Annotated in this window: 23 protein-coding genes; 1 reads left to right on the top strand and 22 read right to left on the bottom strand. The window is 33.9% G+C overall.

Annotation, left to right across the window (positions count from 1 at the left end; genetic code table 11):
* Positions 1 to 8: 8 nt before the first annotated feature.
* The 20 genes from era to gpr all read right to left on the bottom strand — a co-directional run bounded on the left by era (position 9) and on the right by gpr (position 20,186).
* The gene (gene era, locus ACFHWD_RS10880) at positions 9 to 893 is read right to left on the bottom strand and encodes a GTPase Era (RefSeq protein WP_378061843.1); all 885 of its coding nucleotides are present in this window, start codon (positions 891 to 893) and stop codon (positions 9 to 11) included.
* Positions 894 to 908: 15 nt separating this feature from the next.
* Complete coding sequence (locus ACFHWD_RS10875; RefSeq protein WP_150357227.1) at positions 909 to 1,607, bottom strand: diacylglycerol kinase; 699 nt, start codon at positions 1,605 to 1,607, stop codon at positions 909 to 911.
* 37 nt (positions 1,608 to 1,644) lie between these two features.
* Positions 1,645 to 2,139 carry an rRNA maturation RNase YbeY gene (gene ybeY, locus ACFHWD_RS10870; RefSeq protein WP_378061841.1) on the bottom strand — a complete coding sequence of 165 codons (495 nt, stop codon included), beginning with the start codon at positions 2,137 to 2,139 and terminating at the stop codon, positions 1,645 to 1,647.
* On the bottom strand, positions 2,136 to 4,244 hold the full coding sequence (locus ACFHWD_RS10865) for an HD family phosphohydrolase (RefSeq protein ID WP_179976977.1): 2,109 nt from the start codon (positions 4,242 to 4,244) through the stop codon (positions 2,136 to 2,138). The genes ybeY and ACFHWD_RS10865 overlap by 4 nt, the downstream gene beginning before the upstream one ends.
* A 60-nt stretch (positions 4,245 to 4,304) precedes the next feature.
* Positions 4,305 to 5,456, bottom strand: coding sequence for a sporulation protein YqfD (gene yqfD, locus ACFHWD_RS10860; RefSeq protein WP_229981091.1), 1,152 nt, complete (start codon positions 5,454 to 5,456; stop codon positions 4,305 to 4,307).
* Positions 5,443 to 5,712, bottom strand: coding sequence for a sporulation protein YqfC (gene yqfC / locus ACFHWD_RS10855; protein WP_268253773.1), 270 nt, complete (start codon positions 5,710 to 5,712; stop codon positions 5,443 to 5,445). Before yqfC ends, yqfD begins: the two co-directional genes overlap by 14 nt.
* A 150-nt stretch (positions 5,713 to 5,862) precedes the next feature.
* On the bottom strand, positions 5,863 to 6,312 hold the full coding sequence (locus ACFHWD_RS10850; RefSeq protein ID WP_378061838.1) for a GatB/YqeY domain-containing protein: 450 nt from the start codon (positions 6,310 to 6,312) through the stop codon (positions 5,863 to 5,865).
* Positions 6,313 to 6,340: 28 nt separating this feature from the next.
* A complete protein-coding gene (gene rpsU / locus ACFHWD_RS10845; protein ID WP_007061146.1) occupies positions 6,341 to 6,517 on the bottom strand; it encodes a 30S ribosomal protein S21 in 177 nt (58 codons plus the stop codon).
* Positions 6,518 to 6,690: 173 nt separating this feature from the next.
* Positions 6,691 to 7,035 carry a histidine triad nucleotide-binding protein gene (locus tag ACFHWD_RS10840; protein WP_150358120.1) on the bottom strand — a complete coding sequence of 115 codons (345 nt, stop codon included), beginning with the start codon at positions 7,033 to 7,035 and terminating at the stop codon, positions 6,691 to 6,693.
* Between the two features lie 59 nt (positions 7,036 to 7,094).
* Positions 7,095 to 8,399, bottom strand: a complete 1,305-nt coding sequence (gene mtaB, locus ACFHWD_RS10835; RefSeq protein WP_378061861.1) for a tRNA (N(6)-L-threonylcarbamoyladenosine(37)-C(2))-methylthiotransferase MtaB — start codon at positions 8,397 to 8,399, stop codon at positions 7,095 to 7,097.
* Positions 8,400 to 8,482: 83 nt separating this feature from the next.
* Positions 8,483 to 9,241: a 16S rRNA (uracil(1498)-N(3))-methyltransferase gene (locus tag ACFHWD_RS10830; protein WP_150358121.1), complete on the bottom strand. Its 759-nt coding sequence runs from the start codon at positions 9,239 to 9,241 to the stop codon at positions 8,483 to 8,485.
* A 4-nt stretch (positions 9,242 to 9,245) separates the two neighbouring features.
* Positions 9,246 to 10,187 carry a 50S ribosomal protein L11 methyltransferase gene (gene prmA, locus ACFHWD_RS10825; RefSeq protein WP_179976975.1) on the bottom strand — a complete coding sequence of 314 codons (942 nt, stop codon included), beginning with the start codon at positions 10,185 to 10,187 and terminating at the stop codon, positions 9,246 to 9,248.
* An 89-nt stretch (positions 10,188 to 10,276) separates the two neighbouring features.
* A complete protein-coding gene (gene dnaJ / locus ACFHWD_RS10820) occupies positions 10,277 to 11,425 on the bottom strand; it encodes a molecular chaperone DnaJ (protein ID WP_150358123.1) in 1,149 nt (382 codons plus the stop codon).
* 140 nt (positions 11,426 to 11,565) lie between these two features.
* A complete protein-coding gene (dnaK, locus tag ACFHWD_RS10815) occupies positions 11,566 to 13,458 on the bottom strand; it encodes a molecular chaperone DnaK (RefSeq protein ID WP_150358124.1) in 1,893 nt (630 codons plus the stop codon).
* A 68-nt stretch (positions 13,459 to 13,526) separates the two neighbouring features.
* Positions 13,527 to 14,243 carry a nucleotide exchange factor GrpE gene (gene grpE, locus ACFHWD_RS10810; RefSeq protein ID WP_150358125.1) on the bottom strand — a complete coding sequence of 239 codons (717 nt, stop codon included), beginning with the start codon at positions 14,241 to 14,243 and terminating at the stop codon, positions 13,527 to 13,529.
* A gap of 80 nt (positions 14,244 to 14,323) precedes the next feature.
* A complete protein-coding gene (gene hrcA, locus ACFHWD_RS10805) occupies positions 14,324 to 15,367 on the bottom strand; it encodes a heat-inducible transcriptional repressor HrcA (RefSeq protein ID WP_150358126.1) in 1,044 nt (347 codons plus the stop codon).
* A 190-nt stretch (positions 15,368 to 15,557) separates the two neighbouring features.
* Positions 15,558 to 16,691, bottom strand: a complete 1,134-nt coding sequence (gene hemW, locus ACFHWD_RS10800; RefSeq protein ID WP_150358132.1) for a radical SAM family heme chaperone HemW — start codon at positions 16,689 to 16,691, stop codon at positions 15,558 to 15,560.
* Between the two features lie 148 nt (positions 16,692 to 16,839).
* On the bottom strand, positions 16,840 to 18,648 hold the full coding sequence (gene lepA, locus ACFHWD_RS10795; RefSeq protein ID WP_150358127.1) for a translation elongation factor 4: 1,809 nt from the start codon (positions 18,646 to 18,648) through the stop codon (positions 16,840 to 16,842).
* A 92-nt stretch (positions 18,649 to 18,740) separates the two neighbouring features.
* Positions 18,741 to 19,064: a hypothetical protein gene (locus ACFHWD_RS10790; RefSeq protein ID WP_150358128.1), complete on the bottom strand. Its 324-nt coding sequence runs from the start codon at positions 19,062 to 19,064 to the stop codon at positions 18,741 to 18,743.
* A 147-nt stretch (positions 19,065 to 19,211) separates the two neighbouring features.
* Positions 19,212 to 20,186: a GPR endopeptidase gene (gene gpr, locus ACFHWD_RS10785; protein WP_150358129.1), complete on the bottom strand. Its 975-nt coding sequence runs from the start codon at positions 20,184 to 20,186 to the stop codon at positions 19,212 to 19,214.
* A gap of 305 nt (positions 20,187 to 20,491) precedes the next feature.
* Between gpr and rpsT the strand changes: the two genes are divergently transcribed.
* Positions 20,492 to 20,758 (top strand): 30S ribosomal protein S20, encoded by a 267-nt coding sequence (gene rpsT / locus ACFHWD_RS10780; protein WP_179976972.1) that lies wholly within the window; start codon positions 20,492 to 20,494, stop codon positions 20,756 to 20,758.
* Positions 20,759 to 20,786: 28 nt separating this feature from the next.
* On the opposite strand, the gene holA is transcribed toward rpsT, so the two are convergent.
* Together holA and ACFHWD_RS10770 are read right to left on the bottom strand one after the other, a co-directional pair.
* On the bottom strand, positions 20,787 to 21,821 hold the full coding sequence (holA, locus tag ACFHWD_RS10775; protein WP_179976971.1) for a DNA polymerase III subunit delta: 1,035 nt from the start codon (positions 21,819 to 21,821) through the stop codon (positions 20,787 to 20,789).
* 31 nt (positions 21,822 to 21,852) lie between these two features.
* The gene (locus ACFHWD_RS10770) at positions 21,853 to 23,601 is read right to left on the bottom strand and encodes a ComEC/Rec2 family competence protein (RefSeq protein ID WP_378061830.1); all 1,749 of its coding nucleotides are present in this window, start codon (positions 23,599 to 23,601) and stop codon (positions 21,853 to 21,855) included.
* Positions 23,602 to 23,642 lie beyond the last annotated feature (41 nt).

Below are 23,642 nucleotides of genomic sequence, written 5' to 3'. Positions count from 1 at the left end.
ATATCACTTTATTTTTTATACCCTAATTCCTTCAGCAGTCTGTCATTGTCTCTCCACTCTTTTCTTACTTTTACCCAGACTTGCAGATATACTCTGGAATTTAAAAATTTTTCAATATCCTCTCTCGCATAAGAGGATATCCTCTTTAACATGGAGCCATTTTTACCTATTATTATTCCCTTGTGTGATTCCTTCTCGCAAATTATATTTGCCTCTATATTGTATATTCCCTTAGGATCCTTCCTCATAAATATTATTTCAACAGCTATACCGTGTGGAACTTCCTTGGAAAGGAGTCTGAGAGATTTCTCTCTTATAATTTCAGAAACTATAAATTTTTCCTGCCTGTCAGTAATAACATCTTCTGGATAATATTTAGGTCCTTCCGGCATATACTTTACCATAAGTTCCAATAATTCATCAGTATTTTTCTTTTTCAACGCAGATACAGGTATTATTTCCTGAAAATCAAAGAATTCAGAATAGTTTTTTAAAGTTTTTGCCACCCTGGAAGCAGGATTTTCGTCTATTTTATTCAACACCAAAAATACTGGTATCTTGGTGGTTTTTATATTTTCCAGTATATATCTATCCTCTCTTCCCATCCCGTCCTGGGGAGTAGTCAAAAAAATTACCAGATCCACATCCTTGATGGAATCCTCCGCAGATTTCACCATATAATCTCCCAGTTTATCCTTGGGTTTATGAATACCGGGAGTATCTACAAAAATCAACTGGAAGTCCTCTTCCGTCAAAATGGTATTTATATTGTTCCTGGTAGTCTGCGGCTTACAGGATACAATAGACAATTTTTCTCCCATAATTCTATTGGTAAGCGTTGACTTTCCCACGTTCGGCCTTCCTATTATTGTAATAAATCCTGACTTAAACATAAATTTTCTCCTTATTCATCCAAATATTATAAATAAAAAAACTGTTATCAAAATGCCAAATACCGCTCCGAAAATCACTTCTGTAATAGAATGAGCTTCTGAATCCACCCTGCTTTGAGCCACTATAAAGGCCATGAGATAGCTCAATATAACTACCGCAAGCTGTCCCGTTATCAAAGCTATAGTAGTGGCTATGGAAAAAGCTATGGCACTATGTCCGCTGGGCATTCCTCCCTTAAGCGGAGTACCTTCTCCAAAAATGGCTTTTACAATTATGGTAGTTATACATACAATGGCAAGTATTATAAATATCGTATAGGGATTTGTACTTTTAACCTTTTTTATAACCATAAAATTTATATACTTCAATTTATCCCAAAATATTATATATCCCACCACTACAGCATTTATAGCCGAAATAAGCACTGCTCCCGCTGCAACATTTTTTGCAATTTTAACTAGTGGATGATAATAATTGGTAGTGGCATCTATGGCAAATTCCACTGCCGTATTAAAAAGCTCTGCCATGATGACCATACTTATGGTTATCACAATAGCTAAAATCTCCATTTTGCTCAAATCATAGAAAAAACACATAGTAAGTACTAAGACAGCTGCTATCATATGTATTTTCATATTTCTCTGTGTTCTAACAGAATATATTATCCCCTCAATTGCGTAATTGAAGCTATCCAACAATTTTTTAACTTTCATTGTACAATCACCATACTTCAGAATTTAAAATTATCTCTTACAGTTCAAATTCCCGTAATATTTCCTCTTCTCTCCTTCTCATAACTTTTTTGTCCTCATCTTCCATATGATCATATCCCAAAAGATGAAGCAGCGAATGTACTGTCAAATAGCATACCTCTCTTAAAAAGGAATGACAAAATTCTCTGCTCTGTTCCTCTGCCTTTTCAAGAGAAACAGCTATATCCCCCAATACTAAATTTTCCCCATCCATGTCACTTGGCTGAAAATCGTAATTGGTATACACATCCTTAAATACCCGGCCTTTTGGATATTCCAGCATTGGAAAAGACAACACATCTGTTGCTCTATCTATATTCCTATTTTCCCTATTTATATCTTTTATATGATCATTATCTACAAAAATCACACTTATTTCACAAGGTAAATTTACCTCTTCCTCTTTTAAAGCATACTCTATAATTTCTCTAATACTGTGTTCCATCTCTTTCGTAATCTCTATCTTGTCCTGCCTATTGTCCAAAAAAATCACTTTTTATCCTCCTGTTTTAACTTATTCATGACTTTATCGGAAAATTTATCCGATGGATATTCTATTCTATGGTGATATATTCCAACCAAAACTTTAAAAAATTCATTCTTTATTTTATTTATATCTTTCAAAGTCAAATCGCAATTATCAAGTTGACCCGCATCCAGCCTATCCTTTATTATATTGTCCACCATTCCCTGAATCCTGCCCTTATCAGTATCATTAATAGATCTTACAGCAGCTTCCACTCCATCGGCCAGCATTATTATACCAGCTTCTTTAGTCTCTGGTATAGGGCCGGGATATCTAAATTCATCTTCATTCACATCTTCTGGATCTTTACATGAGTTCTTCATGGTCAAATAAAAATATTTCACAAGGGATGTTCCATGATGTTGTTCTATAATATCTTTTATTATTTTAGGCAAATTATACTCATCAGCCATTTCCGCCCCATCTTTAACATGAGATATTATTATCAAAGTACTCAAATTAGGAGTTAATTTATTGTGTGGATTATCTTTTCCCACTTGATTTTCTTTAAAAAAATATGGTCTTTTTATTTTCCCTATATCATGATAATAAGCCGCAACTCTAGCTAAAAGTGGATTACCTCCAACTTTTTCAGCTGCCACTTCCGCTAAATTTCCAACTAATATACTGTGGTGATAGGTCCCAGGCGCTTCTATCAGAAGTCTTTTTAATAGGGCATTGTTGGGATTTGAAAGTTCCAAAAGCTTTATAGTAGTAACTATATTGAACACGCCCTCAAATAGAGGAAGAAATCCTATTACCAATATTCCGGAAGTTATACTGGCAATTCCTGCAAATATACCTTTTTTAGCTATATCCAACATATTGTTGCTGAGTAAAAACCCCATGGAGAAGGTAAGTATACCATTTATGACAAGCATGTAAAGAGAAGCAAATAATATGTCATTTCTCTGCTGCATTTTTTTAAGTATAGTAGCTCCCATTACTGCATTTACAAGAGCTACTATAGTTATATCCGGGCTAAATTCCACCGCTGCACTTATAAAAACACAATTCAACACATTTACAGCTAATGACACTTTATCATCTAAGAGCAGTGTCATTATCATAGGTACAAATGTCAGAGGTATTAAAAAAGGCGAAGCCAAATCGATAGTCCTAGATAAAAGCACACTCAAACAGCTGAGTGTATCAATCATTACAAGCATTTTGGTATCTTTATAAATCTTCCTACTATATTTATATAAATAAACCCATTGAATAGTCAATATCAAAAGTACCAATAAAGCCAACGGGAAATAAATATGCCATTGAAAATAGGGACTGTCATCTAAAAGTCCTAAATCATCCAGCATCTTTATCTGATATTTAGTTACAGGTTCCCCTTCTTTTACTATAGTCTGATCCTTTTTTATCATGACAGGCAGAACTTTTTTCTCCGCCTCTTTCCTCAATTCCTCAGTTTTCTCTTTATCATAAAAAAAATTAGGTGAAATTAAAGAAAATCCTACATCAGTAGCCAACTGTCTTAAATTCTTATTGAAATTTGAAGTACTTACTTTAAGCAGTATGCTCTGCTGGGCTTTTTTAATATCTGCCTGGTTATCCTTCTGGGTATTATCACTTATATTATTATTATCATACATATCCGCTATAGTTTTTTGTAAAAAGTCCTGAAGCTGTTTTGCTTCGTCCTCGTTAAGTCCTATTATACTCAGGTAATCCTCATCATTTAAATTTATATTGCCTTCACTTTTTAATTTTTTCAATTTGCTTTTTTCATCTAATTGAGAAGCCCTTAACTGGTTCACTTTAGAAAAAAAGTCGTTTAATTTATTTAAACTTTCCGTTTTCACTTCAGGTTTTTTGTTGTATTGAATAGGGACAGCATCCACTGCCTGCTGTATTTTTGTCTGAGTAGACAATTCGTCTTTAGCCTCTCTAGGTGCCTTTATATCAACTTTTGCAATATCCCCTTCCGATAAATTATATTTTTTTGTTGTAAGTCCAGACGCCAGCAAAGAATAAATGAATATAAAACTTATGATAAAAATAATTATCCTATCAGTCTTTTTCTTTAAAAAAATCTTCTTTAATGACAATTTTTTCAATTAAAATCACCCTTTGTTTTTACTACTCTATAAATTCACTTTAGTTTTTGAGCTTTCCCTTTATCTCTGAACATCAGAAACCGCTATATTTTCCTCCGCTGCGACCTGAACTTTCACTTTATAAGATTCACCAGGTTCATAGGTGACCCTTTTATCTACAATTTTTATGGATTTATCTAAATTGGAACATATACTTTTATAAAGTTTCTGTCCTGTATCCTTTACTATCTTCTGGGCATTCCCTTTTATTACTGTCTTTTTAACCTCATAGTAAGTTTCCCTACCAAAAATAAATTTGCTTTCCTCTATTTTATCATATTTATTAAATTTATTATTATCTTTTTTTAAATATAACTTCTTACCTCTCAAATTAATATAATAATTATCTACTTTCTTACCTGTTCTGATATTTTTTACATTATCTATTTTTACATCAGCACTGCTTTCATACAGTGTACTGCATATGACATACCCCGCGGCATGTACACTATAAGTAGATCCCTCAATTCCCTGCTCTCCTTTGACAAGAATCTGGCCCTTTTTTACCTCGTCACCCGCTTTTACAACTGGTGTACCCAGTGTAGTATATACTCTCAATACTTTGCCATCTTTTTTTGCCACCAAATTACACGGAGTATTATCCATACTTATATCCGGTGGAGATTTTTTCTCCACTACATTTATATTTAATTCAGAGCCCTGCATTCTCACTTTAACCCACATTATGTCATCATTGTCCTTCATAAGTTTCTGTTCTATTCTATATACGTTTATTTTATTTTTACTCGTCCCTGGTCCTATCCCATAAGCTTTAAGCTGCTGCCTTATTGTATAAGGTGGAATCCCTTCAGCAGAATCTATTTTTATATTCCATATAAATGTAGACAAGTAATATATTATTGCAGCAAATAAAATCACTCCTAAAACTAGGGTTATTTTTCTCTTAATCCTAATTATAAAAAAAGTAATACCCCTTCTTTTGATTATCTTTATTCTAGTACTGGTCTTCCTGGCTATATTTTCTACTTTACCATAATCTTTTAAATCTATCTCCATAGTCATAGTGGTAATACTTTTCTTTTTTATATTTTTTATACAGATGTCATTTTCCCACATAAGGTTAATAAACTTTTCAGGTATAAGGGATTGTATCTCAATTAAAATTATTCCATTTCTATAATTTTTAAAAGAAAATTTATCAGTTTCCCTCATAAACTATAGATTTAAATTTTCCTCCTATAGTTATAGTGCTTCCACCTATAAAAAGCACTTCAAATTTACTTCCATATATTGATATCAACCCTATACCTGAATTAATTTTTATCTGACTATCCTCAAATAGTATGATGCCCTTATGATTTTCTATTATTATCTCGTTATTTCCCATAACTTTAATTTGAGGCATATTCAAAATTATATCTCTTGGCAAATCCAGCTTATCCGCAATATTTTGTTTTGTGTCATACATTTTATTTTTCACAATATCACCTCTAAGAATTTATCTCCCAACTCTCTTACCTTTACTAATTTATGAAATACAGGAATGATAAATTACTTAAAGCTGTGAACTATTTAAATTTTTCCCATTAAAAAAGGTTGAGATATAATCTCAACCTTTCTATTTATTTAAATATTGTTTTACTATTTGACTTACAAGTTTGCCATCTGCTCTGCCTCTGGTTTTAGGCATTACAATTGCCATAATTTTTTTCATGTCTTTCATGCTCTGTGCCCCTACTTCATTAACTGCTTTCCGTACAATCTCGGAAATATCCTCTTTACTCAACTGCTGAGGAAGGTATTTTAACAAGATCTGTATTTCAGATTTTGTTTTATCTATTAAATCCTGTCTCTTGCCCTTTTCAAATTCAAATATAGATTCACGTCTCTGTTTTACTTCTTTTGATATTATATCTATGATCTTTTCATCATCGTCAAGTTTTTTTCCATCAGCTTTTTCCACCAATAAAATAGCAGCTTTGACCATACTTATAGTACCTGCTCTAAGCTTATCACCTGACTTCAAAGCCTGCTTCCAGTCTTCTTGTAAATTTTCTTTAAGAGACATATTACTTGGTACCCTCTTTCAAAGAATTCTATTTAAACTTTCTCTTTCTTGCAGCTTCTGATTTCTTCTTTCTCTTTACACTTGGTTTCTCATAGTGCTCTCTTTTTCTGACTTCCGAAAGAACACCAGCTCTAGCACATTTTCTCTTGAATCTTCTCAATGCGCTTTCTATAGTCTCATTTTCTCCCACTTTTATTTCTGACACATTATCTCCCTCCCTCCGCTAGCTCAATCTAATTTTAAAAATTAAATACAGTTAACATAGGTCAAATAGCACATAGCAATTATACAATAGATCTTTGGACACTGTCAACAATTTCATATAGCTGCATATATTATTATCCCTCTGAATTCAGCATATACACCTTAATAAAATTTTTAGCCCGGCGGCCATTTAAATGATCTGCCACCTAATAAGTGAAAATGAATATGAGGTACTGTCTGCCCTGCTTCCTCACCACAGTTAGTCACAATTCTATATCCTTTTTCTGCCAAACCCAATTTATCTGCAATCTGTTTTGCAACCAAATATATATGAGCAATAATATTGGAATCTTCTTCAGTAAGATCATTTATACTCCTTATATGTTTTTTAGGTATTATGAGAACATGTACTGGAGCACCTGGTTCTATATCCTTAAAGCTTAACACTATATCATCTTCATATACTTTCTCAGATGGTATTTCACCTTTTATTATTTTGCAAAAAATACATTCTTCCATAGTCATCACCTCCTTAACAGTAATTATTCAATAATCAATATGAAATATCCTTCTGAAAGTCAAATAAAACTTTTTATTTTTCCATAAACACATCCATCTTTTACACTTTTCAGCTCAGTATTCAAAATTTTCCCTTCTAAATTCTGACCACATTTTCCTCTGGATATCACTTTTATATAATTGGGAGTATACCCCTCATAATAATCATTATTTTTCTCAAATTGGCTCTCATAAAGTACATCCATATTCTTCCCTAAAAATTTATTCATAAACTGTTTTTCCAACTTTTTATCCAATTCTATAATTTTGCTGCTTCTCTCTTCCTTTATCCTGCCATCTATCTGCTTCCTCATACTTGCAGCTCTCGTACCTTTTCTTGGACTGTACTTAAAAACATGAATTTTGGAAAACTCTATTCTATTCAAAAAATCATAGGTCTTACTGAACTCTTCTTCTGTCTCTCCAGGAAATCCCACTATAATATCCGTAGTTATAGACACATCTTTTATTTCATCTCTTAATTCTTTGACTATTTTCTCGTATTCCAGGACAGTATAGTGTCTATTCATTCTCCTTAAAGTTTCATCACATCCACTCTGAAGGGAAAGGTGGAAATGTGGACACAACTTTTTTAATCTTTTTATTCTATTTATGATACCTTCTGTAAAAAATTTGGGATCTATGGAACCAATCCTAACTCTTTCAATACCTTCTATTTTATCTACTTCTTCCAGTATCCCTGCAAGATTCCAATCATCTTTCATATCCATGCCGTAAGAGGCAATATGTATTCCTGAAAGCGTCACTTCTTTAAAATTATTTTGAGCAAGTTTTTTTACTTCCTCTACAACTTTACCTGGAGGTTTGCTGCATACTGCTCCTCTGGCAAATGGGATGAGACAGTAAGAACAAAATCTATTACAGCCATCCTGTATTTTGAGAAAAGCTCTAGTTCTGTACTGATATTTATCTATATTAAGTTCTTCAAAAACTCTGTTCTTAAGAACGTCATTGACCTCTATTATCTTGCGATGTTCCAAGCATACCCTCTTTATCAAATAAATTATGTCTCCCTTATTTCTGGTACCTAAAACAACATCCACACCCTCTATATTAGATACTTTTTCAGGTGAAATTTGAGAGTAACATCCAACTACAGCTATTATTGCGCTTCCATTTTTTCTCCTAGCCCTATGTATCATCTGTCTGGATTTCTTATCTCCCATGTTAGTTACAGTGCAGGTATTTATCACATACACATCTGCACAATCATCAAAACCAACTATATTATATCCCTCAGCTATAAATTTTTCTGCCATAGCTTCGGTTTCGTACTGATTCACCCTGCAGCCTAGAGTAAACATCCCCACTGCCTTTTTATGCCCATATACACGAAAAAATTCTTCATTGCCAAGTGATAAATCAACTTTTTCACTGTCAATTACCTTCACCTAATGATACCTCCTAAATCACCTAATTCATACATGAGAAGTGCTAGTGAAACAAAACCCGCAGTTTCTGTCCTAAATATTCTAGGTCCCAGTGTCACTATATGAGAATTCATGTTTTTGAGAAGTTCTATCTCATTTTCTTCAAATCCACCTTCAGGTCCAATTACTACAGCTACTTTTTTTATAGTATCCCTATTGTCTATAGAATCAATCACATTTCTTATGCCCAAATTTTTTTCGTTTTCATAGGGCACAAAAATCAAATCCATAGGCACTAATGATTGCAAAAGTCCTTTAAAATCAATAGGTCTATCCACTACTGGTATCCTGCTTCTCTTACACTGTTTACAGGCCTCCTTGGCAATTTTATTCCATCTTTCCGCCTTCTTAGATTGGGTAAAATCAACTTTAACCACTACCCTCCTGGTAATAACAGGAGTTATTTCATATGCCCCTATTTCCGTAGCTTTTTGTACAATCAAATCCATTTTGCTCGATTTTGGCAGTGCTTGAAATAGATACATCTTAACAGGACTTTCATTGCACAGTTCAATTTCCTCTATAATTTTTACTGTAACACTTTCCCTCTCGACACTCTCTATAGTTCCCAAAAATTCTTTGCCATCACAGTTGTTTATATTTACCTTATCCCCGCATTGAAGTCTAAGTACCTTATTTATATGCTTTACATCATCTCCCTTGATAAAAGCTGTATTACAGTGTATATCCTGTTCAGGCACAAAAAATTTATTCATCACTTCATATCATCCTTTTTGCAACTACACATATCCATTCCCCATCCTCATTTACTTCTTTTATTTTAAATCCACTATTCCTCAATTTTTCAATCACATCTTTCCTTCTGTCTTTTATTATACCTGAAGATATAAATATTCCTCCAGGAACTATAAAATTTTTTACATCATCTGTTAAGGATATTATAGCATCTGCAATTATATTGGCAACTACCACATCTGCCTTTCCATGAACCTTTTCCATGAGATTCCCTTGAAATACCTCTATGTTTTTTACATCATTATATTCAAGGTTTTTTAAGGCCGATTCCACAGCCGTACCATTTATGTCCACAGCTATAACATGTTTTGCTCCAAGTTTTGCTGCAGTTATAGCCAGTATTCCCGATCCCGTGCCTATATCAAACACCTGCGAATCCAGCTTAACATATTTCTCCAGAGCTTTTATACACATTCTCGTAGTTTCATGAGTTCCAGTTCCAAAGGCCATGCCTGGATCTAGCTGAACTACTAAATCATCTTTTTCAGGATTATAATTTTCCCAAATGGGCTTCACCACAACTCTATTCCCTGCCCTATAAGGTTTATAATACTGCTTCCAGTTATTCTCCCAATCTTCTTCATTCACTTTACTTACGGTGATAATGCCTTTTCCCTTATCTATCCCGCAGTTTTTTAAATTATTTACCCTTTCTTTTATATATTCCAGATAATTCTTAAGATTTTCATCTTCCTTATAATATCCTTTTATCACTGCGCCATCTTTTACCTTCAGCAAGCTTTCATCAAAATAATCCCAATCCTGGGGACGTTTCTTTTCAAATTCAATATCTTTAGGATCTTCTATGGACACACCTTGAACTCCTGTATTGTATAATATTCCAGAAACCGCTTCTACAGCTTCACTGCTAGTAATAATTGCCACTTCTATCCACTCTTTTTTCATGAATTTCCTCCTACACTCAATTTGGATCTACATTAAAACTATAAAGTTTGCTGACAGCCCTTAAGTTAAAAGCTGTCAGCATCTACAAATTATTTAAATCCATGTTTAAATTTATCCATAAAGGATTTTCTTCCAGTTCCTCCCGCAGGGATCTCTCCACTTGCCTCCATAAGCATCATAATAGCTTCCTTTTGCTTCTCATTTAAGTTCTTAGGCACATCCACAATCACTTTTACATATTGATCTCCTCTGCCTCTTCCATTGACTTTAGGTACACCTTTTCCTCTCAATCTAAATACAGTTTCAGATTGTGTTCCAGCAGGTACTTCATATTTCACATCTCCGTCTATAGTAGGTACCCTTATACTTGTTCCCAGAGCAGCTTTTCCAAAACTAATATGAGTATCCAAATAGATATCAAATCCATCTCTTTTAAATTTAGAATGAGATGATACTCTTATATTTATATACAGATCTCCTGGACTGCCTCCATTTTTACCTCCCTCGCCTTGTCCTCTTATAGGGATTACATTGCCATTATCCACTCCTGCAGGAATTTTTACTTTTATACTTCTACGCCTTCTAACAGTACCCGTACCCCTGCATTCAGGACATATATCCCTGTCTTTGATAATAGTACCCTTTCCGCCGCATTTGTCGCAGGTACTCATACTTACAAAACTTCCAAGAGGTGTATTTCTTTGAGTTCTCACCTGCCCCGTTCCGCCGCATTTGTCACAGGTATGTGGATGAGTTCCTCTTTTGGCACCCGTTCCATTACAGGCTTCACATTTTTCATTTCTAGTTATGGATATTTCCTTTTCCACACCGAAAACTGCCTGTTCAAAAGTCAAATTTAAGGTATATTCAAGATCTGCACCTTTTTCTGGCCCATTTTTTCTTCTTCTGCTTGAAGAAAATCCTCCTCCAAAGAAAGAGTCAAATATATCTCCAAAGCCGCCCATATCGGAAAAATCAAATCCACCAAATCCCCCTTCAAATCCAGAACCTCCGTTAAAATCAGCTGTACCAAACTGATCGTACTGAGCTTTTCTCTGTGGATCCGACAAGACCTGATAGGCTTCATTTATTTCCTTGAATTTTTCCTCGGCTTCTCTATTTCCTTGATTTCTATCAGGGTGGTATTTTAATGCTAATTTTCTAAATGCTCTTTTTATTTCATCATCACTGGCACCCTTTTTAAGGCCTAGTATTTCATAATAATCTTTTTTGGCCATCTTTTTATTTTTCACCACCTAAAACGAAAGTATTATTTAGTAAAAATCCAATTCTCTACTTAAATTAAGGGAAGAGCAAAAACTCATCCCTTAACTATTACTATTATACACGTTTATTATACAATCGTGAAGAGAAAATATTACTTATCATCATCTACTTTATAATCAGCATCAACTACATTGTCATCATTTTTATTCCCTGATCCACCCTGAGTGCCAGCTCCTGGATTTGGACCTGCTCCTGGGTTTGGACCTGCTCCTGGATTAGGGCCCGCTCCTGGATTTTGACCTGCCTGAGCATTTTGACTGTATATTTTTGATGTAACTCCATAGAGTGCCTGAGTTAGATCCTCAGTAGCTTTCTTTATTGCATCCAAATCATCGCCATCTTTTATTTTCTTAACTGCTTCTGCCTTTTCCTCTACATTTTTCTTGTCTTCACTTGAAACCTTGTCTCCTAGATCCTTTAATGTCTTTTCGCTTTGATACACAATTTGATCTGCATTGTTCTTAACTTCTATGGATTCTTTTCTCTTTTTATCCTGTTCTTCATATTTTTCAGCTTCCTTTACTGCCTTATCTATTTCACTGTCACTCAAATTAGTGGAAGCTGTAATTGTTATATTTGCCTCTTTTCCAGTTGCCTTGTCTTTAGCCGATACATTAACTATACCATTTGCATCTATATCAAAAGTAACTTCAATCTGAGGAATTCCCCTTGGAGCCGGAGCTATACCTGAAAGAGTAAATCTCCCCAGAGTCTTATTGTCAGCTGCCATCTGTCTTTCACCTTGAACTACGTGGATTTCAACAGAGGTTTGATTATCTGCAGCAGTGGAAAATATCTGGCTTTTTTTAGTTGGTATTGTAGTATTTCTATTGATGAGCGGAGTAGCAACTCCTCCCAAAGTTTCAATCCCAAGAGTAAGTGGTGTTACATCAAGAAGAAGTACATCTTTTACGTCTCCAGTAAGTACCCCTGCCTGAATAGCTGCTCCCACTGCCACACATTCATCAGGATTAACACCTTTTGAAGGTTCTTTACCAGTGAAATTCTTTACTGCTTCTTGAACCGCCGGTATTCTTGTGGAACCTCCCACTAATATAACTTTATTTATATCATTTATTGTAATTCCCGCATCATTTAAAGCTTTTTTCATAGGCTCTATAGTTTTATTTACCAAATCTCCCGTCAGTTCATTGAATTTTGCCCTTGTCAAATTCATGTCTATGTGCTTAGGGCCATTGGCATCTGCCGTAATAAACGGTAAATTTATATTTGTCTGCATGGAAGATGACAATTCAATCTTTGCTTTTTCAGCTGCTTCTTTTAATCTTTGAAGTGCCATTTTATCCTTTCTCAGATCTATTCCATTTTCAGCTTTAAAAGTATCTGCTATATAATCCATTATCTTCTGATCAAAATCATCTCCTCCAAGATGGGTATCTCCATTTGTGGCCTTAACCTCAAATACCCCATCTCCAAGTTCCAATATTGATACATCAAAAGTACCTCCACCTAAATCATATACAAATATCTTTTGATTTGTATTCATCTTATCCATGCCATAAGCAAGAGAAGCAGCCGTAGGCTCATTTATTATTCTTCGAACATTAAGTCCTGCAATCTTTCCTGCGTCTTTAGTAGCCTGTCTTTGGCTGTCATTAAAATATGCAGGCACGGTTATAACTGCTTCTGTTACAGGTTCTCCTAGATAGGCTTCAGCATCAGCCTTTATTTTTTGAAGTATCATAGATGATATTTCCTGAGGTGTATACTTTTTTCCATCTATATCCACCTTATGATCTGTTCCCATTTGCCTTTTTATTGACATTATAGTTCTATCTGGATTTGTTATTGCCTGTCTTTTAGCTACTTGACCTACCAGTCTTTCACCATTTTTCTGGAAGGAAACTACGGATGGAGTAGTTCTGGCACCCTCAGAATTTGCTATAACTACTGGATCTCCACCTTCCATAACTGCAACACAAGAATTTGTTGTTCCTAAATCAATACCTATTATTTTTGACATGTTAACTTACCTCCTAAATTTAACTCAGTTGAAATTGTCCTTATAACATTTCACTCATTTATTTAAACTTAATTTGCTACTTTCACCATACTATATCTTATTATTTTATCTCCTCTCTTATATCCTTTCTGAAATACCTCTACTATACAATTCTTATCATAATTATCATCCTCTATGTGCATAACTGCATTATGCACATTGGGGTCAAACTCTCCTTCTGAAGGAATTTCCTCCACATTTAGCTTTTCCAGTGCAGTATTAAATTGCTTCATTGTCATCTCTACGCCTTTTTTTAATGCATCCAAATTACCCTCTGACTTTGCTGCCCTTTCAAGGTTATCTAATACAGGAAGTATTTCCTTTAATATATCTTTACATGCATCAGAATAGATTCCCTCTTTTTCTTTTGAAGTCCTTTTTCTAAAATTGTCATATTCCGCCATTGTTCTGGAAAGTCTATCTTGAAGAGCTTTAAATTCATTCATAATTTTATTGTTTTCATCCTTTAGTTTAAAATTTTCCTTTTTTAATTCTTCCTGTAACTTCTTCCTTTTCTCCTCTAGTTCATCTACTTCTTCCTCTTTTACTTCTGCTTCATCCTCTGACTTTTTTTCATCGACCTTCTCTTCTTCGTCTATGTTTTCATTATCGGATTCCTGCAATTTTTCATCCAGGTCTATTTTTTCACCTGCTTTGGAATTTTTATCTTTTTCTAGACATTCATCTTCCTTTTCAGCACATTTTTTTTCAGCATCCTGTGCATTCATATCCTCATCTTTCAACATTTAGACACTTCCTCCAATCTAACTAACATTTTATTGTTATCTCCAGCAAACGGCTTTCAGATTCATTCAGCATAATATCATCACTTATTTTCATCAGAATAAGCATGACTTAAAATACTATTCATTTCCTTCACCACATTTGCCAATACAGATATAACTTTAGAATAAGGTATTCTTGTAGGTCCTATTACACCAATTTCCCCTATTGGTTTTTCATTTAAACTGTACACTGCAGATATTACACTGCAGTCTTCTGCGCCTTCTATATAATTCTCATTTCCTATTTTTACCGAAATACTCGAGGCACTGTTTAATAAACTGCTTACCTTTTGTTTATTATCCAGCATAGATAAAAATTCTCTTGCCTTCTCTATGTCCTTATACTCTGGATAGTCAAATATATTCATAGCTCCCTGCATATATATTTCCGAATTATCTACATTATTCAATCTATCATACAAGACGCAAATTATTTCATCAACTACATCCTCATACCCTCTTAAATCCGACTTCAATTTGTCTACAATTTCTACACTTATATCATCAGCACATAAATTTTTTAACTGGTCATTCAATGCATTGCTCATCTTAACAAGAGTACCGTCAGAAATAGCCTTCTTAATTTTTATAAGGTTATTTTTTATAATTCCACTGTCAATTATAAGCACTAATAGAATACTGCTGTTAGATTCTATATTTATCAATTGCATATGCTTTATACGACCTTTTTTTGCAAAAGGTGCTCTAACCACAGAAGTAAGCCTCGTTAATTCAGACAAAAGATAAATAGCCTGCTTTATTATCTTATCAACTTCAAATAATGCGTCACTTATAATCTGACTTTTTATTATATATATTTCTTCCGGACTCAAATTGGGTATATGCATCAATTTATCCACATACAACCTATATCCTTTGTTAGAGGGTATCCTTCCTGAAGAACTATGAAGCTGTTCCAAATAACCCATTTCCTCCAAATCTGACATTTCATTTCTTATGGTGGCAGAACTCACTCCCAAGTTATATTTTTTAGCTATGGTTCTGGATCCCACAGGCTCAGCAGTATTTATATAATTATTTACTATTGCCTGAAGTATTTTTATCTTTCTCTCATCCATTTCCATAATATCACCTCTTTATTAGCACTCATTGCTGTTGAGTGCTAATCACTATGATTAAAAAATATCACTCATAATTTTTTTTGTCAACACCACATAAAGTATATTATTTTAACAAATAGAATAGTTTATTACATTTAAAATGAATTTTATGATATTTTCTCATGATTACTCAACATATCTGATACAAACGATATTATGTCAATATAAATTCACACATCACACTATTGGATACTTCTATTCCTCTCTTATTTAAATACATCCTATCTCCATCCACTATTAGTATTCCCTTCTCCACGTATTTATCTATTATACCGCCGTACACTGAATAAATATCCCTATTGAATCTATTTTTAAAATCTCTTATTGAAATTCCATTTATCTTTCTAAGTCCCATAAACATAAACTCTTCCATATCATCATAAATGGAATTTTTATGTTTATCCAGCCTTATAAATTTCCCCTCAATGCCTTCCAAAATATACTCTTCTATATCTGACGTATTTCTGTATCTATATCCATCTACATAGGAATGGGCACTTGAACCGCATCCTATATAAGATTTTAAATTCCAATACACCAGATTGTGCCTGCATTCATTTCCCATTTTGGCAAAATTGGATATTTCATATTGATTGTATCCACTTTTGTAAAGAAACTCCAATGTAAAATAATACATCTGCCTTTCCTCTTCCTCCCGAGGAAGCTTTAGTTCATGGTTTTTATACATGTTGTAAAAAGGAGTTCCTTTTTCCACTATCAGACTGTAACAGGATATATGTTCTGGTGCCATCCCAACCACATTCTCCAGAGATTCCCTCCAGTCCTTTAAAGTCTGCCCTGGAAGCCCAAACATGAGATCCACATTTATATTTGAGAAGCCCAGCTTTCTCGCCATCTCATAACCTTTTAAAAAATCATCTAAAGTATGAATTCTGCCAATTTTTCCAAGTAAAGAATTCTGCCATGCTTGAAGTCCTATACTCAATCTGTTGACCCCTATATTTTTTAAAAACCTTAATTTCTCTTCGGTAAAAGTACCTGGATTTCCCTCCACTGTAAATTCCAAATTGTCTTCCAATTTCAACTTTTTCAGAGCTTTATATATATTATTCCAGCTCTCAAGTGATAAATAGGTAGGTGTTCCACCGCCTATAAATATAGATTTTATAGATCTCTTACCTATAAAATCTATATCTCCAGCCAACGCCTTTGAATAATTCCACATAAATTCTTCTTTTCCACTGTAAGATGAAAAATCACAATAGAGGCATTTTTTCCTGCAAAATGGTATATGTATGTATAAAGCTGCAGGCTCCCCTGTAATCATGTTTCCTTTATCGTACACAAAAACACTCCCCAGTTTATAAATTTTACTTATAAAAAAAGCACATTCAAATATCAAATTCGGTTGATTTTCGTTACAGCCGAAAATCTTCATTAATTGTCAATTGTAAACTGTCAATTGTAAACTGTATTCAGTCTTCTGTTTTAAGTATTGCCATAAAAGCCTCCTGGGGAATTTCCACAGAACCTACCTGCCTCATTCTCTTTTTTCCTTCTTTTTGCTTTTCAAGAAGTTTTTTCTTTCTGGATATATCTCCTCCATAGCATTTCGCAAGCACATCTTTTCTCATGGCCTTGACAGTTTCCCTAGCTATAATTTTCCCACCTACAGCAGCCTGTATTGGTATTTCAAAAAGCTGTCTCGGTATTATTTCCTTAAGCCTTTCAGCTATACTCCTTCCTCTTTCATAAGCCCTTTCTTCAGGCACAATCATGGAAAGGGCATCTACAGCTTCCCCATTTAAAAGAATATCCAATTTTACCAATTCAGCAGCCTTATAGCCCTTTAATTCATAATCAAGAGATGCATAACCTCTTGTTCTAGATTTTAATACATCAAAGAAATTATATATTATTTCATTTAGTGGAATATCATAATTTAAGGATACCCTGGTGGTCTCTATGTACTGCATATCTCTAAAAGTACCTCTTCTGCCCTGGGCAAGTTCCATAACTGATCCTACATATTCCGAAGGAGTTATTATGGAAGCCTTAACTATTGGTTCCTCCATGTACTTTATCTCCGATACTTCAGGCATGTTAGTAGGATTGGTAAGTTCTATTAGAGTACCATCTGTCTTATATACCTTATATATAACAGATGGAGCCGTAGTTATTATGTCCAGGTTAAATTCCCTTTCAACCCTTTCCTGTATGACATCCATATGAAGCAGTCCCAAAAAACCACATCTAAATCCAAATCCCAGAGCTATAGATGTCTCCGGTTCAAAACAAAGTGCTGCATCATTAACCTGAAGTTTCTCCAGTGCTTCCTTCAATTCACTGTATTTTTTTCCATCTACCGGATATATGCCGCTGTATACCATAGAGACTACAGGTCTATATCCTTTAAGAGGTTCTGACGCCTCTCTTCCCGCTTCAGTTACTGTATCTCCAACCCTTGCATCTCTCACATTCTTAATGGAAGCTGTGAAATATCCCACATCTCCAGCCTTCAATTCTGATCTGGGCATGAAATCCGGGACAAATATTCCCGTTTCTGTAACTTCATATACCTTGCCTGTAGCCATGAGCTTTATCTCTTCTCCTGTCTTAATACAACCTTCTTTTACCCTTATATGACAGACCACTCCCTTATAGCTGTCATAATTTGAATCAAATATAAGAGCCCTCAAAGGCGCATTCTCATCTCCCTCTGGAGAAGGTATTTTATTTACTATGGCCTCCAAGACCTCATCTATATTTAACCCTGTCTTTGCAGAAACTAGAGGAGCATCTTCCGCATCTATTCCTATGACATCCTCTATCTCCCCTTTTACTTCATCAGGTCTCGAACTTGGCAAGTCTATTTTATTTATTACCGGAACAATTTCCAGATCGTGATCCATGGCCAAATAGCAATTAGCCAGTGTCTGTGCCTGTATGCCCTGGGTTGCATCAACTACTAAAACAGCTCCCTCACAGGCTGCAAGACTTCTTGAAACCTCATAATTGAAATCTACATGTCCCGGCGTATCTATAAGATTTAAAATATATTCTTCTCCATCAGGCCTCTTATATATAAGCCTCACTGCCTGGGATTTTATAGTTATCCCCCGTTCTCTCTCCAATTCCATATTGTCAAGTACCTGGGAATTCATCTCCCTTTCAGTAAGAGTTCCTGTTTTTTCAATTAACCTATCTGCAAGGGTGGATTTACCGTGATCTATATGGGCAACTATAGAAAAATTTCTTATATGTCTCTGTCTTTCACTCTGCATACTACTTCCCCCAATATCAATGAAATTTCTCCACAATTCGGACCAACAACTACAGTAAATTATATCATAATCACCCTACAGTTAAAAGCACATTATTTGGTGAACCTATCCTCTATATTTTCAAATGTATTTTGAGTCATATCTATTATATAAGAAGTTCCAGAATATATTTTACTACCTACCACATCTATAATTTTTTTAGATCCGTTTTTAAAATTATCACCTATCCTATTATCTATGCTAAGTGAGTAATTTCCCATATCCACGCTAAAATCAAAAGGTGTCTGAGTGTAATCTATCTTAAAATCTGATTTATCCTTTATAAATTTAGGCAATCCTGCAGTTATAACTGTAAATCCTAAAATAATTATTACACAGCAAATTATCATTACAGTTGCAATAGCTTTCCTATTCATAAAAAAGTCACCCCCAAACAGGAATAAAATTCTCATTATAAAGGATGAGCTTTTTTATGAATTTTATACATTATATTCCAAATTATAATCCCACAGTCAATTATTTTTCACTTAATACTCAAAATTACTATAAAATATCATCTGCTACTAATTCAAGAAAGTATTTATATCGTCTAAGTCCAATGCAGGCTGGAGTGCTATGTTTATAGCATTCGCAATGACCTTTGAAATGGAATCCACTACCAGATCCACATCTTTAGGTGTAACCATGATATTTTCCTTATAAGGCTCAAGAAGTGCCCTTATCATCTGATGCTTTTCATCCTTATCCACGGATTTCAACATCTCATAAAATTTTTCTCCCTTTTTTGTCTGCCTTATCATTTCGTCCAGAACCATATCAATAGTATCATTGGCCATAGTAGCCGCATCCACCACTGTAGGAACTCCTATAGCTATTACAGGCACCCCAAGTGTTTTTTCACTCAATTCCATCCTTCTATTGCCTACCCCAGAACCAGGAGATATTCCCCTATTTCCTATTTGCACTGTATAATTGACTCTGTCCATCTTCCTTGACGCCAGCGAATCTATACAAATTATCAGATTAGGTTTTACTTTGTCCACAACACCCTGTATTATTTCACTGGTTTCAATGCCAGTAATCCCAAGTACTCCTGGGGATATGACACATACAGGCCTTATACCCTCATCTATCTTGTCAGGTACTAACTGCTTCAAATGCCTGGTAACCATAAGTTTTGAGACCACTTTAGGCCCCAGAGAATCAGGGGTTATGTTCCAATTTCCCAATCCCACCACCAATGCAGTCATGCTTTTATCTATATCTATCACACTTGACAATACTTTTCCCACGACCTTGCTCACTTTATCCCTTATTTCCCCATCGTAATGAGTGAGTCTTGGCATATCCACAGTTATGTAGGAGCCTTTTGGTTTTCCCATGATTTTTTCCCCAATATCCTCCACTATTTTTACACAGGTCACCTTTATACCATCCTCCATAGTTTCCTCCACTTCCACTCCAGGAACTTCCCCTCCTCTTTCCTTACGGCACTTTTCCCTGGCTTCTACCGCCAAATCCGTCCTTACATCAAACATTCACATATCACTCCCTTTACATTATTTAAGCTTGGTAAATTCTTTGATCAAGCTAAAACCTGGATTTTTCTCTACATATTATTATTAGTTATTATCTTTTACAATATACCAGATCGACAATTCACAGTTTACAATAAACATTTTACAATTAGATAAAAAGTTTGAAAGGCATATATTTTTGACAGTATAATTTTACTTGAAGTGGTTAAAATTTAATGCTATAATAGCACTTGTTAAATATAATGATTTGATGGCAAATTTCCCCAAAGCTATTGAAATCTATAAAAATACAAGGGGGTGAAAGCATGGCAAACATAAAATCTGCAAAAAAGAGAATAAAAGTTATTCAAACTAAGACATTGAGGAATAGAATAATAAAATCTTCATTAAAGACTACTATAAAAAAGTTTTTAGCGTCTGTTGAGAATAAAAATGTAGAAGAAGCTAAGGTTAACTTCACTGCAGCTATAAAAGCTCTAGATATGGCGGCATCAAAAGGTGTTATTCACAAGAATAAAGCTTCAAGAGATAAATCTAAGCTGACTTTAAAATTAAATGGATTAGTTGCATAATAAATGACCGGCGGTGACCGGTTATTTATTATGCAATAGTATTTATTAGTAAGAGCTCTAATTCAGTTTTCTCATTGAGAGAGGAACTTTTCATATCTTTTTCCGTATCCAAGCATAATTGTATGGACTTTTTAAGTTGTTTTAATGTGAATTTTTTGCTCTGCTGAACCATTATATTATATCTATATTGGGATCTAATGTTTAATAACTTCATAATCTCGGTCTTTTGTTTACCATCTTCTAGGAGTAATTTAATTTTAAACAGAACACTAAATTGTCTTTCTATCATAACTAAAATATAATTTATTTTAGCACCGCTATATATGAGTTCATTTAACAGATGAAGTGCATCTTTTAAATTTTTATTGGATATAGCATTTATAACATCAAAGATATCCTCTTCACTGTTTTTTAGAAACATTTCCTGAATGTCTTTTCTTTTTATATCCCTGCCATAGGTATAACAGCATAGTTTTTCCACTTCATTTTCTATTGCACTTAAGTTATTCCCTTCCATGAGGTTACAGAACACTCTAAGATCAATCTTTTTTATATTCTTTCCCCTGAGTTGAAAAAATTCTTGAACTTTATTTTCAAGTTGATATCCCCTTATTTTATCGGCCCTAATCACACATATATCTTTATCCAGGCTGTATATCCTTCTACCCGGTTTATCCCTTTTACTTCTAAAAAGGTAATAAAATATTAAAACACAATGTTCGGGTACATTCTTTAAATAATCATGTATTTTTTTAAATTCACCAGAAAGCTTACTTTTATAGCCCTTTTCTTCTCCCATAAATGAAGCCCTATATATAAGTACAACTTTTTTATCACTCATAAAAGGAAGGGTTTCACAGGCATTTATTACAGTGTCAAAATCCTCCAGAGAACTTCCATCAAATTTTACATAATTTAAATCAATAAAATCAGATTTCACAACTCTTTTGATCAATTCTCTTATATTTTCCTTTATAAGAAATTCATCACTGCCGCAGAATAAATAACAATTTTCTATATGTCCATTTTTTAAGTTCTTGTTAAAAGCAGTTATATCAATCAACCTTCACTCACTTCCTCCTTTGCTCCGATAATCATCGAAGCTTAAAAAGCATATTAAACATTATAACATAAGAGCTGCTATCTTTTATATTCATTTTCGGTATAAAAACAGCTTTTTCTCCGTCAAAGGCCAGTTTATTATCTTTAACATTTTTATTCAAAAGAAATTTGAATTTTTTATTTTTGGAATTAAGTGTTACCTCCATATGAGCTTTCGAGTTTTCGTTTACTTTTAAATAAGAACCATTACCTAAATTATATACAAAATTTTCATGAGGATTAGTTATAATTTTATCTACTGACTGCTGCATTTTAACTTTCCATATCCAACTGGCATCTAAATAATTGTAATTGCATATCATAACTTTATTGAAACCTCTTTTTATAAGGGCTGCTTCTCCATTATCCGTATTTATAAAAGATATTCCGGTAAAAAAAGAATATCCTCGAAGTATCATCAGAATCACACAGGCAGCAGGAATGTGCCTGAATTTTTCATATCCCTTCTTGTACATTACAATAGCTGTAAATAATGCAATAGCCATCAATCCATCTTCATATTTTAAATACATCACTCCAGGACATAACTTCAAGGCAATTATACTTCCACCATCTATCACAGTAAAAATAAAATTAATAATTGTACATATGTATTTAAACAATATTTCCACGGGATATAGGCACAGTGCCCCATTTCCAAGCACAATTATTATCGAAAACAGGGGAATCAAGAATAAGTTTCCCAAAATAAATCCATAACTGAAATTCTGTATTGTAAAAGCTATATAGGGCAGTGAAAAAATCTGTGAGCTAAGGGTTAAACTTACACTGACCGCTAGTTTTTCAGGCAGTTTATACAATTTTCTGCATATGGCTTTACTGTATAGAAGTATACCTAAAGTCGCTAAAAAAGAGAGATCAAATCCTATATTTACTATATAATAAGGTTTAAATGCTATCAAAATAAGAGCTGCCAGACTTAAAGAGGATATGCTGTCATATTCTTTAAAAAATACACTTGACAGTTTAAATATAAGTATCATTATAAAAGACCTCATGGTTGCTGCTGCCATGCCTGTAAAAAATACATAGAATAGAGATACAAATACAGCCATTTTAAGCCCAACTGTAAACTCCAGCACTTCATATATCAATGCCATGTGGAATCCTGAAACACTTACAGCATGAATTATTCCCAATTCCTGAAAATTCTTCATCTGATCCTGGTTGATATAATTGGTTTCTCCATAACACAGAGCCATAATAAGAGCTGCTCTATCTTTTCCAATTATATTTTTGAATTTTTCATAAAGATTTTTCTTGAATTTATAAGAATAATATACCAGATCCTTTTTACAATACTCATATCCCGTTAAATAATAGTTTCCAATAAATCCATTTTCTATATCAAAATTTTTTTGAAATCTCCCATATACTTTTGTTATCTTCTGACCTTCTTCCAGTCCCTTCGTTTTTCCCTCCAATATAATTTTTCTTCCCTTAAAATCTCCTATAAAATAATAGTTTTTACTATCTACAATTCTAATTTCAACAGGGTTCTGGATACTTACATTAAAATAAATACAAAAGCTGAATATTCCAAGGAGAAAAAATAGCACATTTATTGTAAAAGCTTTAATTTCCAATGTAAAAAATAATATTATAAGAAAAAAAGCAGCTACTAACGCTGCTGCCAAAATACTGTCTAAAAATAACAGGACAAATAAACATCCTAGATATAGGGATACAGAATAAAATACCAATGGCCTTTTCATAGTCATAGATGATACCTCCGGCTAATCTGATATTCACTGCATATGGC

This window comes from Clostridium sp. MT-14, assembly GCF_042436595.1.
Lineage (GTDB): Bacteria > Bacillota > Clostridia > Clostridiales > Clostridiaceae > Clostridium_B > Clostridium_B aromativorans.
This window is presented reverse-complemented; position numbering and strand designations above follow the sequence as displayed.